General features: G+C 70.6%; 14 protein-coding genes, 2 tRNA genes and 1 other RNA gene. 8 read left to right on the top strand and 9 right to left on the bottom strand.

The window, feature by feature from the left end:
• From ABD817_RS35490 to ABD817_RS35480, 3 genes are read right to left on the bottom strand one after another with little or no spacing between them, the layout of a single operon-like run.
• Positions 1-549 carry a DUF5063 domain-containing protein gene (locus tag ABD817_RS35490; RefSeq protein WP_425583439.1) on the bottom strand — a complete coding sequence of 183 codons (549 nt, stop codon included), beginning with the start codon at positions 547-549 and terminating at the stop codon, positions 1-3.
• Entirely contained in the window at positions 542-1,141 is a 600-nt protein-coding gene (gene recR / locus ABD817_RS35485; RefSeq protein WP_344922796.1) for a recombination mediator RecR, read from the bottom strand. The genes ABD817_RS35490 and recR overlap by 8 nt, the downstream gene beginning before the upstream one ends.
• A gap of 3 nt (positions 1,142-1,144) precedes the next feature.
• Positions 1,145-1,498 carry a YbaB/EbfC family nucleoid-associated protein gene (locus ABD817_RS35480; RefSeq protein ID WP_329087916.1) on the bottom strand — a complete coding sequence of 118 codons (354 nt, stop codon included), beginning with the start codon at positions 1,496-1,498 and terminating at the stop codon, positions 1,145-1,147.
• A 358-nt stretch (positions 1,499-1,856) separates the two neighbouring features.
• On the opposite strand from ABD817_RS35480, the gene ABD817_RS35475 reads away from it, so the two are divergent.
• Positions 1,857-3,308: a helix-turn-helix domain-containing protein gene (locus ABD817_RS35475; RefSeq protein ID WP_344922795.1), complete on the top strand. Its 1,452-nt coding sequence runs from the start codon at positions 1,857-1,859 to the stop codon at positions 3,306-3,308.
• Positions 3,309-3,534: 226 nt separating this feature from the next.
• On the opposite strand, the gene ABD817_RS35470 is transcribed toward ABD817_RS35475, so the two are convergent.
• Positions 3,535-5,793 (bottom strand): DNA polymerase III subunit gamma and tau, encoded by a 2,259-nt coding sequence (locus ABD817_RS35470; RefSeq protein WP_344922794.1) that lies wholly within the window; start codon positions 5,791-5,793, stop codon positions 3,535-3,537.
• A gap of 29 nt (positions 5,794-5,822) precedes the next feature.
• Positions 5,823-5,918: signal recognition particle sRNA small type (gene ffs, locus ABD817_RS35465), an RNA gene on the bottom strand.
• Between the two features lie 83 nt (positions 5,919-6,001).
• Here ffs and ABD817_RS35460 point away from each other — a divergent pair.
• The 3 genes from ABD817_RS35460 (at position 6,002) to ABD817_RS35450 (ending at position 7,545) form a co-directional block, all read left to right on the top strand.
• Positions 6,002-6,090, top strand: a tRNA-Ser gene (locus ABD817_RS35460).
• A gap of 215 nt (positions 6,091-6,305) precedes the next feature.
• Entirely contained in the window at positions 6,306-7,172 is an 867-nt protein-coding gene (ypfJ, locus tag ABD817_RS35455; protein ID WP_425583443.1) for a KPN_02809 family neutral zinc metallopeptidase, read from the top strand.
• A gap of 70 nt (positions 7,173-7,242) precedes the next feature.
• Positions 7,243-7,545 carry a type II toxin-antitoxin system VapB family antitoxin gene (locus ABD817_RS35450; protein ID WP_329087971.1) on the top strand — a complete coding sequence of 101 codons (303 nt, stop codon included), beginning with the start codon at positions 7,243-7,245 and terminating at the stop codon, positions 7,543-7,545.
• A gap of 197 nt (positions 7,546-7,742) precedes the next feature.
• Here the strand turns inward: ABD817_RS35450 and ABD817_RS35445 are convergent.
• The 4 genes from ABD817_RS35445 to ABD817_RS35430 all read right to left on the bottom strand — a co-directional run bounded on the left by ABD817_RS35445 (position 7,743) and on the right by ABD817_RS35430 (position 9,361).
• A tRNA-Ser gene (locus ABD817_RS35445) sits at positions 7,743-7,832 on the bottom strand.
• A 24-nt stretch (positions 7,833-7,856) separates the two neighbouring features.
• On the bottom strand, positions 7,857-8,300 hold the full coding sequence (tadA, locus tag ABD817_RS35440) for a tRNA adenosine(34) deaminase TadA (protein ID WP_344922911.1): 444 nt from the start codon (positions 8,298-8,300) through the stop codon (positions 7,857-7,859).
• Positions 8,301-8,346: 46 nt separating this feature from the next.
• Complete coding sequence (locus ABD817_RS35435) at positions 8,347-8,835, bottom strand: tRNA adenosine deaminase-associated protein (protein WP_344922792.1); 489 nt, start codon at positions 8,833-8,835, stop codon at positions 8,347-8,349.
• 16 nt (positions 8,836-8,851) lie between these two features.
• Positions 8,852-9,361: a tRNA adenosine deaminase-associated protein gene (locus tag ABD817_RS35430; protein ID WP_344922791.1), complete on the bottom strand. Its 510-nt coding sequence runs from the start codon at positions 9,359-9,361 to the stop codon at positions 8,852-8,854.
• Positions 9,362-9,539: 178 nt separating this feature from the next.
• Between ABD817_RS35430 and upp the strand changes: the two genes are divergently transcribed.
• From upp to ABD817_RS35410, 4 genes are all read left to right on the top strand, one after another.
• Positions 9,540-10,178, top strand: a complete 639-nt coding sequence (upp, locus tag ABD817_RS35425; RefSeq protein ID WP_344922910.1) for a uracil phosphoribosyltransferase — start codon at positions 9,540-9,542, stop codon at positions 10,176-10,178.
• A 203-nt stretch (positions 10,179-10,381) separates the two neighbouring features.
• Positions 10,382-10,612: a hypothetical protein gene (locus tag ABD817_RS35420; protein ID WP_329087977.1), complete on the top strand. Its 231-nt coding sequence runs from the start codon at positions 10,382-10,384 to the stop codon at positions 10,610-10,612.
• Positions 10,613-10,938: 326 nt separating this feature from the next.
• Positions 10,939-11,469, top strand: coding sequence for a PH domain-containing protein (locus tag ABD817_RS35415; protein WP_329087979.1), 531 nt, complete (start codon positions 10,939-10,941; stop codon positions 11,467-11,469).
• Positions 11,470-11,603: 134 nt separating this feature from the next.
• Positions 11,604-12,965, top strand: a complete 1,362-nt coding sequence (locus ABD817_RS35410; RefSeq protein ID WP_344922790.1) for a helix-turn-helix domain-containing protein — start codon at positions 11,604-11,606, stop codon at positions 12,963-12,965.
• The last annotated feature ends 37 nt before the right edge of the window (positions 12,966-13,002 follow it).

The following is a 13,002-nucleotide window of genomic DNA, read 5'->3' as shown; positions in this document are numbered from 1 at the left end:
TCACACCGTTGTGCGCTCCTCCGCGACATCGAGCCGCGTGTGGGCGACAAGCGCCTGAAGTGCCCGCATCGCCGCTCCGGCGTGGTTGCCCCAGGTGTTGAAGTAGGAGTACTGCCACCACCAGAGCGCCTCGAGGGGACGCCCCGCCCTGTGGTGCCGCAGACCGTGCAGGAGGTCGGCGGCCACCGCCGTCAGGTCGTCCGACAGGCGGTACGGGGTGACCACGGTGTCCTTGTAGGGGTCGAAGACCTCGGCGTAGTCGTCGACCGGCCCCAACCTCTCGGCGAGGGCCGTACGGACGGCGTCGACGTCCGGGTCCTCGCCCAGGTGCGGCTCCCAGTTGCCCGACAGGATCACGTCCCGGCTCGCGCCGAGCTGCGCGCCCGCCGAGCTGACCTGCGCGACCTCCACCAGCAGCAGCGGCAGGATGGCGTCGCCGCCCTCACCGCCCGCCAGCCGGGTCAGGCCGTCGATGTAGTTCTTGGCGTGCTCCGCGATCCGTTCCGCGAGGCCGCTCCACGCATCGTCGGACATCAAATCGTCAGACATCAAGGAGCCTTCTTCCTTCGAACGCGCGGCCCAAGGTGACCTCGTCCGCGTACTCGAGGTCACCGCCTACCGGCAGACCGCTGGCCAGTCGTGTCACTTTCAGTCCCATCGGCTTGACCAGACGGGCGAGATAGGTCGCCGTCGCCTCCCCCTCGAGGTTGGGGTCGGTGGCGAGGATCAGCTCGGTGACCTGGCCGTCCGCCAGGCGGGTCATGAGCTCCCTGATGTTCAGGTCGTCGGGGCCGACGCCGTCGATCGGGCTGATCGCCCCGCCGAGCACGTGGTAGCGGCCCCGGAACTCACGGGTCTTCTCGATCGCCACGACGTCCTTCGACTCCTCGACGACGCAGATCACGTGGAGGTCGCGCCTGGTGTCGCGGCAGATCCGGCACTCCTGCTCCGCGGCGACGTTACCGCAGACCCGGCAGAAGCGGACCTTCTCCTTGACCTCCAGCAGAGCGTGCGCGAGCCGCTTCACGTCGGCCGGCTCCGCGGCCAGCAGGTGGAACGCGATGCGCTGCGCGCTCTTGGGACCGACTCCGGGGAGCAGCCCCAGCTCGTCGATCAGGTTCTGGACGACCCCTTCGTACATGACCTAGAACCCGGGAAGCTGGCCGAGCCCGCCCCCGCCACCCAGCCCCTGCGCGAGGGGACCGAGCTTCTCCTGCTGCAGGTCGGCGGCGGCGCGCACGGCGTCGCGGATGGCGGCGATGACCAGGTCGGCGATGGTGTCGGCCGTCTCCTGGGGGTCGCCGGGGTCCACGGCCTCGGGACTGATCTTGAGTTCGAGCAGCTCGCCCCCGCCGTTGACCGTGGCCACGACCAGTCCGCCGCCCGCGGAGCCCTCGACTTCCGCGTCGTTCAGCTCCTGCTGGGCGCTCACGAGCTGCTGCTGCATGAGCTGTGCCTGCTCCAGCAGCTGCTGCAGGTTGACATCCCCTGGGTTCACCGTCGTTGTGCTCCTCGTCCGTGACATCAGTCGTCACGAGCCTACGGGGTTCGGGCCGGGTGTTGTACTGGAGCCAGCACGCGTTCCCCCAGGATGGGGATTAAACCCCCGTCGGGCCCCGGGCCCCCCTCCAGACGTCCGAGACCCGACGCGACACGCGCCGGAGCGGCCGCACACGACGGCGTGTGATCGGAAGGTAACCCTTCGAAGGTTGCACACACGTTGCGATCGTTCACTCACCCTTCGCACACCCTCTTTGGCCGAACGGGTTGCGAGCGGGGTCTCGACCGCCGATGCTTCGGCCATCGGCTCTATTCCGGGGGGATATGTGCGCGACAGCCACCGGGGAGCTGTCCAGATGGCCAACCTCGACTCCTACTCGTCGCGGCTGCGGCGCCTGCACGAGGCACTGATCAGGGGTGAGCGACCGACGGGCGAGGGCCCCAGGGGCGTGATCTCCGCGTCGTGGCGGCGCTCGCTGGACGCCGGGGTCGACCCCGACAGCAGGTCGGCCCCCCGCGCCTTCGAGGGCGAGGACATCCGCGAGGTCCGCTCGGCGCACCCGATGAGCGGGCTTCTGCCGATCATCACCGGGACCCTCCTGGAGGCCGCCGACGCGGACGACCAGATCCTGCTCGTCACCGACGCCCACGGCAGGGTGCTCTGGCGCGACGGCAACCACCGGACGATGGAGAGCGCCGACGAGGTGGGGCTGGCCGACGGCTTCGACTGGAGCGAGGACGCGATCGGGACCAACGGCCTGGGCACCGCGCTCGCCACCCGGCGGCCCCTGCACGTCTTCTCCGCCGAACACCTGGTCAGGGCGCTCCACGTCTGGTCGTGCTCCGCCGCGCCGATCGTCGACCCCGACAGTGGCGACCTGCTCGGCTGCGTCGACGTCAGCGGCAGGACGCGCGCCATGCACCCGGCGAGCGTCGCCCTCGTCGAGGCCGCGGCCCGGCTGGCCGAGAGCCACCTCACGCTGCGCATGCTCGAACGCGACGAGCGGCTCAGACGCCGCCACGAGCGGCACCTGAGCGCCCTGCGCGGCGAGCCCGGCGCCCTGGTCACCACGACCGGGCGGATCATCGCCGGTAACGACGCCCGGCAGTGGGACACCCGCGTACGCCTGCCGGAGGCGGGCGACCGGGTGGTCCTGTCCGACGGGCGGAGCGCCTTCCTGGAAGTTCTCGGCGACGACGGCTTCCTGCTCCGCCTCGCGGGCCCGGCCCGGGGGCCCGTGCTCACCCTGTCCTTCCTCGGCGCCGAACACCCCTCGGCGCACCTCGACGGGATCCGCCTGCCGCTCTCCCTGCGCCACGCCGAGATCCTCGCGATGCTCGCCCTCAACCCCCGGGGGATGACCGCCGCCCAGCTCTCCTTCCACCTGTACGGCGACGCGGGAAACCCGGTGACCATCCGCGCCGAGATCCACCGCCTCCGCGCCCAGCTCGGCCGTACGATCGCCGCCAAGCCGTACCGCCTGGCCTGCGTGGTGGAGGCCGACTTCCTGGAGCTCAAGCGGCTGCTCGCGACCGACGAGGCCGCCGAGGTCGCCCGCGCCTACCGCGGCCCCCTGCTGCCCCGCTCCGAGGCACCCGCCCTGCGCCTCGAACGCGAGGAGCTGGAGGGGCAGGTACGGGCCCGTCTGCTGCGGCGGGGAGGCCCCGAGGACCTGTGGGCCTACGCCGAGACCGAACACGGCAGGAACGACATCCAGATCCTCGAACGCCTCGTCGTCGCGCTGCCCTGCCACGACCACCGCGCGGTGGCCGCCCGGATCCGCCTCGGCGGCGTCGACCTGCCCTGATCCCGTCCGCGCCGACGCCCCCAAGCCGGGCGACGGGTTCGTACGCGCGATCGCGGAGACCCTCGTACCGGGGAGACCGGGTGGCGGGCACGGGCACGACGGCGGAGACCCCGTCGGCCGCGGCCGATCGTCAGGCGAGGCCGGTCACGGCGACGCCTATCGTCAGGCGAGGCTGATCATGATGGAGCCGATCATCGGGTGAGACCGATCGCGGTGGTGCCGATCGTCAGGTGTGGTCGATCTCGCCGATGACCTGGCCGCCCAGCTCACGCTGGAGGAGCGCCATGCCGGTGAGCGCGTCGACGTCGGCGTCCGCGTCGTTGAGCGGGTCGACCTCGTCGGTGTCGGGGGCGGCGGCACGGGCACCGCGGGCGGGCACCGCGTCGGGCCAGGCCGCCGCCTTGGCACCGGTCTTGGCCGTGGCCCTGGGACCGGCCTGGGCCGCCGCCCTGGCCGCCGAGCGGGCGGCGGCCAGACCGGGGGCCGGTATGGAACTCGATGGGGGAGGCGAGCCGGGATCCTCCGGCATGGGGGCGTCCGGCCAGGACTCGTCCGTCGCGGGCGGGGCCTGCCTGGGCGGAGCCTCCCGCGGAGCCGCGGGCGCGGGAGCCTGACGGACCGGCGCCTGGGACGGAGACGGCGGTGCCGACGCTGGTGCCTGCGGTTCCTGGCTCTGGGGGGCGGGATGCTGTGGGGCGGGGTGCTGGGGGCCCGAGGGCTGCCTCGGGGCCGGGGGACGACTCCCGCCCGAAGGAGCGGGCCCGCCGCCGACGACGGCCTCGACCTTCCAGTTTCCGCCCAGGACCTCCTGCAGCACCGCCGCGACGACCGCGTCCTTGCCGCCGCCGGTGAAGTTTCTCATCGCGCCGACCTGGGCGAACCCGAGAGTGACGATCTTGCCTTCGACCCCGACGACCTGGGCGTTGGTGTTGACGTTGGCCCACACAACAATGCTGCGCCGCTTGAGCGCCGCGAGCACCTGGGGCCACGCCTGCTGCACGGTCCCGGCCTCCGAACCGGACGCCGTCGCCGTGTCGGCCGACGCGGACGCGCCCGGGACCTCGGGGACCTCGGGGTGCTGCTGGACGGGCGCCTGTGCCCGCTGCCCCTGCTGTCCCTGAGCCGGTGCGCCGGGCCTGGCCGCCGCGGGCCAGTCGTCGCCCTGTCCGCCGGACCGCTCGGCGGGCGCCACAGGCGCCACAGGCGCGGCGGGCGCGGCGGAGGGGGCCGGGGCGGCGGCCGTCTCCGGCTGCGCGGGAGGCGCGTGAACCGCCGGGGCGGGGGCGGGAGCCTGGTGCGGGAGGGGCACGGGGGCGGGAGCCGCGACGACTCCGCCCTTCTCCAGCCGCTCCAGGCGGGTGAGCAGCGCCGCCTCCCCTTGGGCGGCACCGGGAAGCAGGATCCTGGCGCACATCAGTTCGAGGAGCAGCCGGGGCGAGGCCGCCCCGCGCATCTCGGTCAGCCCCGCGTTGAGGATCTCCGCCGCGCGGGTCAGCTCGGCCGGGCCCATCGAGGCCGCCTGGACCTGGAGCCGCTCCAGCTCGTCGCCGGGCCGGTCGAGCAGCCCGCTGGTGGCCGCCTCCGGCACGTTGGCCAGGATCACCAGGTCGCGGAATCGCTCCAGCAGGTCCATCGCGAACCGCCGGGGGTCGTGGCCGCCCTCGATCACCCGGTTCACGACCTGGAACACCAGCGCGCCGTCACGACCGGCGAAGGCCGCGACCACGTCGTCGAGCAGGTCGCCGTCGGTGTAACCCAGGAGGGAGACCGCGCGGGCGTACGTGATGCCCGCCTCGTCCGACCCGGCGAACAGCTGGTCGAGGATCGAGAGCGAGTCGCGGGCCGACCCCGCGCCCGCCCTGACCACCAGCGGGAGCGCGGCGGGCTCGAAGGGGACCTTCTCCGAGGTGAGGATCTCCTCCATGAGCGCGCGCAGCGCGGCCGGGGGGATCAGCCGGAACGGGTAGTGGTGGGTCCGGGACTTGATCGTCCCGATGACCTTCTCCGGCTCGGTGGTCGCGAAGACGAACTTCAGGTGCGGGGGAGGCTCCTCGACGAGCTTGAGCAGCGCGTTGAAACCCTCGCGGGTCACCATGTGCGCCTCGTCGATGATGTAGATCTTGAAGCGCGACGACACCGGCGCGAAGAAGGCCCGCTCGCGCAGGTCGCGGGCGTCGTCCACACCACCGTGCGAGGCGGCGTCGATCTCGATGACGTCGAGGTGGCCGGGGCCGGTGGGCGCCAGCGCCACGCAGGACTCGCACTCCCCGCACGGGTCGGGGGTCGGGCCCTTCTCACAGTTCAGGGAGCGGGCCAGGATGCGCGCGCTGGACGTCTTGCCGCATCCCCTGGGCCCGCTGAACAGGTATGCGTGGTTGATGCGCCCGCTGCGCAGCGCCTGGCGCAGCGGGTCGGTGACGTGCTCCTGACCCTTGACCTCGGCGAAGGTCCCGGGCCGGTACTTGCGGTACAGCGCAAGACTCATGCGGCGATCCCACCTGCGAGGGGTCTCAACGAAGAGACCCCTCGCACACCCGCCAGAGCCCGCTTATCCTTGCTGCCTTCCGGCCCTGGGGAGGTTCACAGGATGACGCCGCGCGAGGGGTCGGTGTTCAGTCTAGCCTCAGATCCGAGTGGTCGGTGTCGGAAATTAGTGGTCCGTACGGCTCCGAAAGTTCGGTAAGCTTCTCCACGGAGGATTCGCCTAGTTGGCCTAGGGCGCACGCTTGGAAAGCGTGTTGGGGGCAACCCCTCAGGAGTTCGAATCTCCTATCCTCCGCCACCCCACAGGGGCCGGATCGCGCACGCGATCCGGCCCCTGTGGCGTTCACCGGCCCGACGATCGGCGCGACACCGACCGAGCCGACGATGACCGGTGACGGCACGGTCCTGTCCCTCGCCGTGCTCGCGCTCTCCGCGGTGATCGCGCACCGCCCGCATGGCAGGCCCTCCCCGGGGCAGTCGGAGGGTCCCAAGCGGATCGAAGGGACGTGGGCGATGGATTTCAAGGATGACGCCCAGCTGGACAGCTCGCAGGTCGAGAGTCGCGGCGGTGGGGGAAGGATCCCCGGTGGTGGTCTCGCGATCGGCGGCGGCGCGGCGGGAATCGTCGCGCTCATCGTGGCCCTGATATTCGGGATCAACCCCGGGGACATCACCGGCGGCTCCGCCCAACCGGCCCCGGTGGGCCCGAGCTCCGACCTCACCGCCCAGTGCAGGACCGGACAGGACGCCGACCAGAACGAGGAGTGCCGGGTGGTCGGCGTGGTGAACAGCATCCAGGACTACTGGCCGAAGGCGGTCCAGGGGTACGAGCCGGCCAAGACCGTCATGTTCTCCGGCCAGGTCAACACCGCCTGCGGCGCCGCCGACTCCTCCGTCGGCCCGTTCTACTGCCCGGCCGACCGCCAGGTCTACCTGGATCTCAGCTTCTTCAAGGAGCTGGAGAGCAAGTTCGGCGCCAAGGGCGGCCCCTTCGCCCAGGCGTACGTCATCGGCCACGAGTACGGTCACCACGTCCAGAACCTCCTCGGCACCAACGCCAAGGCCCAGGAGGGCCCGCAGCAGGGTCCGGAGAGTGGCTCGGTCCGGCTGGAGTTGCAGGCCGACTGCTACTCGGGCGCCTGGGCCAAGAACGCGTACGAGACCGGCCTGTTCGAGAAGCCGTTCACGAAGACGGACATCGAGGAGGCGCTCAGCGCGGCCTCGGCCGTGGGCGACGACAGCATCCAGGAGCGGACCCAGGGCCGGGTGAATCCCGAGGGCTTCACCCACGGGACGTCGGCGCAGCGTGTCAAGTGGTTCACCACCGGTTACGAGAGCGGCGACCCCGGCAGGTGCGACACCTTCGCCGGAAGCATCTGAGAACGGCCGTGAGCTGCGACGAGGGGAACCCGCCCGGCGGAGGGCGGGATTCTCTCCTAAACTACGTACTGTGATCTTCAAGTTGGTCGGCGACGAACGGCCCTATCCCGAACACGGTCTCTCGCATCGCGAGTGGGCGCAGATACCGCCGAGGCAGGTCCGGCTCGACACTCTGATCACCACGAAAGCGGTGCTCGACCTTCACTCCCTGCTCGCCAAGGACTCCACGTTCTACGGCGACCTGTTCCCGCACGTGGTCCAGTGGCGCGGTGACCTCTATCTGGAGGACGGCCTGCACCGGGCGCTGCGGTCGGCCCTGCACCAGCGCTCGGTCCTGCACGCGCGGGTCCTGGACCTGCCCGCCGAGAGCTGATCCTCCGGCACGAGGCGCCCGAGAGACTCTCCGCAGCAGCGACAGCCGACAGCGACACGTGATCGTTGGCGTCCGAAGGCGACCGCGGGAACGATCAGGGCGCGGGCCGCATTCGCGACCGTTTCGGCGCGGCTGTGGATACGCGTGGATACGCGAAGAGCCCCTGAGCTGCTCGCGCAGTCCAGAGGCTCTTTTCGTGGCGGTGGAGGTGGGATTTGAACCCACGGATAGGTTGCCCCATCACACGCTTTCGAGGCGTGCGCCCTCGGCCACTAGGCGACTCCACCGCGGAGCAGCTTACCGGATAACCGCTATTGCTCGCGCATCCGGCGAGCGGTGAAGAACTCGGTGAGAACCGCCGCGCATTCGCCGGCCAGAACGCCCCCGAGGACCTCGGGCCGGTGGTTGAGGCGGCGGTCCCTGAGCACGTCCCAGAGCGACCCCGCGGCGCCGCCCTTGGGGTCCGCGGCGCCGTAGACGACGCGATCGACCCGGGCGAGCACGGCGGCTCCCGCGCACATGGTGCAGGGCTCCAGGGTGACCACCAGCGTGCAGCCGCTCAGCCGCCACCGGCCGCGTGCCCGCGCGGCCTGCCGCAGGGCGAGCACCTCGGCGTGCGCGGTGGGGTCGGCCGAGGCCTCCCTGTCGTTTCCCGCGCGTGCCAGCACGGAACCGTCGGGGCCGAGGACGACCGCGCCGACGGGCACGTCACCGCGGGCCCCGGCCTCGACGGCCTCCGCCAGGGCGAGGCGCATCTCCCGGACATAGCCCACCGGCGCCGGGCCGGTCACGGCGCGTCCGTCACCGCAGCCGGTCGAGCTCGTCGGCGAACGCCAGCCGCTCGGCGATCACCGAGAGCGTGTCCGCGGGGAGCGCGCCCTCCTCCATGCTGAGCTCGACGAGCTCCCCGGAGCTCAGCCCGAGGTCCTCCAGCAGCTCGAAGTCACCCGCGGGCCGTACCCCCAGGTCGGGGGTGTCCTTGTCCACCGCCACCCCGGCGAGCTCGGTGAAGAGCTCGCCCAGGTCGTCGGAGAGACCCGCGTGGGCGTCGGACAGGAACGTGCGCGGCTCCAGGTCGCCCTGGTATCGGACGATCGCGAACCACTCGTCCTCCACCTCCACGCACAGCAGGGCGAGCTCGTCTCCGGTGAGCCCCAAATGCTCCTGGACGGCGTCGCCGAGGTCGTCGGCGATCTCCGCCTCGCTGAGGTCGACCTCCGCACCGTTCCAACCGTCCGTCGTACGGACGAAGGCGGCGGAGAACACACTGTTGGATGGTCTGGAGGGCATGGCCGATCTCCCGAGGTCAGCCGAACACAGAGTCGATGGCGCGCTCGAACGGCTCGGAGAACCCCAGCCGCGCGGCGATGCTCGACAGGACGTCCTCGGGGAGGAGGTCGATATCCCCTGACAGGATGCCGAGCTCCATCTCGTCGAGGCCCAGGTCCGCGAAGATGGACAGATCGCCCGCGGGGAGCGCCGTCTCCTCGTCCTGGAGGATCGCGTCGAGCTCGTCCTCGTCGGGGACCGGCACGTCCAGGTATTCCAGCGCCTGCTGCGCGAGCGGGAAATCCCAGGACGCGGCGATGTCGGAGAGGAACACCTCGACCCTCTCGCCCAACACCCGTAACGCCACGAAGAACTCATCCCCAACGGCGACCAGGCCAATCGTGCCGTTCATGCTCGGCTGCTGGCGCAGGGCGTGGATGAGACCGTCGAGGTCGGAGGTGAGGGCCACCGGGAGCATCTCCGCCTCCCAGCGGTCGTCCTCGCGGTAGATCACGATGGCAAAGTCCAGCGAGTCTTCGTCTGACATGGCCATCCCCACCGAATGCTTTCTCTACGGAGGTCAATGCTTTCAGAAGCGAAGCACCGACGTGGGCCTCTCCGACCAAATTGTGATCAAATCCGAGTGAGCGGGCGATGTCGAACGAGTGTGGCCCACCGTCCCCCGGCTCATCGTCACCCGCCGGCCCAGGATACCTTTGACCACCATGGAAACCCTGGTCGTCGACCATCCCCTGGTGGCCCACAAGCTGACCGCGCTGCGGGATGTGAACACGGACTCCCCCACCTTCCGGCGTCTCGCCGACGAGCTGGTGACCCTGCTGGCCTACGAGGCGACCAGGCACGTCCGCGTCACCGAGTGGTCGGTGGAGACCCCCGTGGCCCCCGCCAGGGGCGTGCGGCTGGCGCACCCGTACCCGCTGGTGGTCCCGATCCTGCGCGCGGGGCTGGGGATGCTGGAGGGCATGACCCGGCTGCTGCCGACTGCCGAGGTCGGCTTCCTCGGGATGATCCGCGACGAGTCCACCCTGGAGGCGGAGACCTACGCCACCCGTCTGCCCGACGACCTCTCGGGCCGTCAGGTCTACGTGGTCGACCCGATGCTGGCCACCGGCGGCACCCTCGCCGCCGCGATCAAGTTCCTCTTCGACCGGGGCGCCGACGACGTGACCGCGCTGTGTCTGCTGGCCGCGCCCGAGGGGATCGCCCACCTCGACGACGCCTTCGCCGGCACCGGCAAGCCGATCCGCCTGGTGACCGCGGCCCTGGACGAGCGGCTGAACGAGAACGGCTACATCGTCCCCGGGCTGGGCGACGCGGGAGATCGCCTCTACGGCGTCGTCTGAGGCGCCTCCCGGCTCCCCTCGGCGCCCGTTCGAGCGCTCCGGGATCCACCCCGGAGATTCCAGCACCATCCTTTTCCCTTAAAGGATGGTTCTTCTACTCACCGACCGTTACATAATGTGGTTCCCCGGGTACTAAGCGTGGCGAAGACATCTCTTCTGTGTCCCCGGTCCGCCGAGGCCGCGGGCGCACACCAGGGAGAACCATGAGCGAGCGAATCATCCCGGACACCGAGCCGGACCCGTACGCGGACTTCAGCGCCGCGCTCAGGGACGAGTTCTCGGAGATCCATCCGGCGACCACGGTGACCCGCTGCATAGAGGCGGCTCACTACGGCGCGCTGGAGGTCGTCGGCCACGCCCATCCGGCGCTGGTCGAGCGGATCGCCCGCAAGCACCTTGAGGTCCTCGCGCTGGTCGCGAGCGAGCGCGGGTGACGCGGGCGACCGAGGATGGCGGGTGCGACGGGCGGGAGGTGCCGCGCGAGGGCTTCGGGCAGGATCCTCGCGACGCGCACGAGACCGAATCGGCCGATGCGCTTTACCTCGGCATGACCCTGGGTAATGTATATGGCGGGTGCAGTGGGTGAGCGGTAGTAGGAGGCCAAGGTGCAGGTCAAGAAAGTACTGACGTACGGCGCTGTCGGATTTGTGGCGTTTTTTCTGTTCACACGACCAGGTGACGCGGCCAACGCTGTGAGGGGTGCCATGGACACGGTTTACACGGCGGCCGATTCTCTGGCCCAATTCGTCTCACATCTGTCATGAGGCTCGTGACCCACGGGGACTCCGCTCCCTCGTCGGTCAACCGCTATCTGCTCCCCCACGAACACCAGGTCATCATGGTGCGGCGTCACCCGGCCGTGCTGCTTCGCGCTGTCGCCGAGGTCTTCGGCGGCCTGATCCTCGCCGGACTGCTGAGCAAGTGGTTCGGCGACCAGGGCGGAGGCGGCGCGCTCGTCGTCGTCTGGTGGGCCTGGCTGCTGTTGCTGATCCGCTTCGTCTGGAAGGTCGCCGAGTGGTCCGTCGACTACTTCGTCGTCACCTCCAAGCGAATGCTGCTCACCACCGGGCTGATCACCCGCAAGGTCGACATGATGCCGCTCGGCAAGGTCACCGACATGAGCTTCCAGCGCTCGATTCTCGGCCGCATGCTGGGATACGGCGAGTTCGTGCTGGAGTCGGCCGGTCAGGACCAGGCCCTGTCGAGGGTCAACTACATCCCGTACCCGGAGACCCTCTATCTGGAGGTCTGCCAGATGCTCTTCCCCGGGGGTAACGACTCGGACGACTGATCCGTTGACCCGTGTCCGGGGCGCGGGAGCCGTTGACACTTTCCGGTGAGGATTTTTCACTCGGGGTTACCTGACTCGACCGCTTCATGCAATCATGGCGAGAACATTGACCGCCCCCCGCCCTGAGAGATCAGATGCCGAGTCAGGGAACCATCGGTGACCGCGTCCGCGGACTTCGCCTGAGCAGGCGTATGTCCCAGGCCCAGCTCGCAGGGCCGGACCTTTCCGACAGCTATGTCTCCCTCATCGAGTCCGGCAAGCGGACGCCGACCCCCGTGGTCGCCCGCCTGCTCGCCGAGCGACTGGGATGCACCACCGAGTTCCTGCTGCACGGGATCGAGCCGCGCCAGCGCATCGACACCGAACTCGGGCTGCGTCACGCCGAGCTGGAGCTCCTCCACGGCGACCCGTCCGTCGCGGCGGACCGCTTCGGTGAGATCGTCAAGGTCGCCGGCGAGGAGAACGTCATGCTGGCCGCGCACGCGCGGTTCGGCCGTGCCCGCGCGCTGGAGGTCCAGGGCAAGATCGGCCCGGCGGTGAAGGCGTTCGAGCGGCTCCGCCGCGAGGCGGCCGCCCACCCCGAGCGTCTGGCCGACCTGCCGCTGGCGGTGGCGCTGAGCCGCTGCTACCAGCGCGCCGGGGACATCCTTCGCGCCCGCGACCTGGCCGCCCACGCGCTCGCCGAGATCAACCGGCTCCCCCTGTCGCAGGGGGAGATCGCCGTCGAGCTCGCCGCCTCGCTGCTGGACACCGCGGGCACCGGCGGACCCGGCTCCCCGGGCATGTCCTATGTCCGAGAGGTCCTGGCGGTCAACGGCGTCCCCACCGCGGTCAACCGCGGCGCGGAGATCCACGCCCTGTGGCAGGCGAGCGTCACCGCCGCCGACGGCGAGGACTCGGCGCTGGCCGTCCGTCTCGCCGACGACGCGATCGCGACCGGGCGCCCGGCGCGGATGGCCTCGCAGCTCGCCCTCATCGCGATGGACTGGGCGCGTCTCGTCGCCTCCACCGGTGACGAGCCGCTCGACGAGGCCCGCGAGTTCGCGATCGCCGCGAGCGAGGTCCTCTCCGCCTTCCCCGAGCACGTCCGCGAGTACGTCCGGAGCCTTGTCGTGCGCGCCCACGTCCAGCTGGGGATCGGCGACGCCCAGGGCGCGGCCACCCTGGCCGGAACCGCCCTCGACATGCTCGACGGCGAGGCGAGTCCCATCGGGGCGACCGCGCGGCTGGTCCTCGCCCGTGCCGCGCTCGCCGACGGCCGGGGCGGCGATGTCGCGACGGCCCTGGACGCCGCCAGGCGGGCGCTGAGCGATGTCCGGCACGAGCCTTCCGGTCCCGACCGTGAGACCGCGCGGGTCTGGCGTGACCTCGGAGACCTGTACGGCCAGGTCGGTGTGGTCGACGAGCAGACCAGTGCGTATCGTAAGGCTCTTGAGGCTGCCGGAGTGCGTGATGCGATGGTGGGCGTGACCGTCGATTCGGCCTTGGTCCGTTAAGACGATCCCGCTTCTGGAGCTCCAGATTTGTTTTTGC

It is taken from the genome of Streptosporangium oxazolinicum (assembly GCF_039537505.1).
In the GTDB taxonomy this organism is placed as follows: domain Bacteria; phylum Actinomycetota; class Actinomycetes; order Streptosporangiales; family Streptosporangiaceae; genus Streptosporangium; species Streptosporangium oxazolinicum.
The sequence above is the reverse complement of the archived record's forward strand: the minus strand, read 5'-3'. Positions and strand labels throughout refer to the sequence as shown.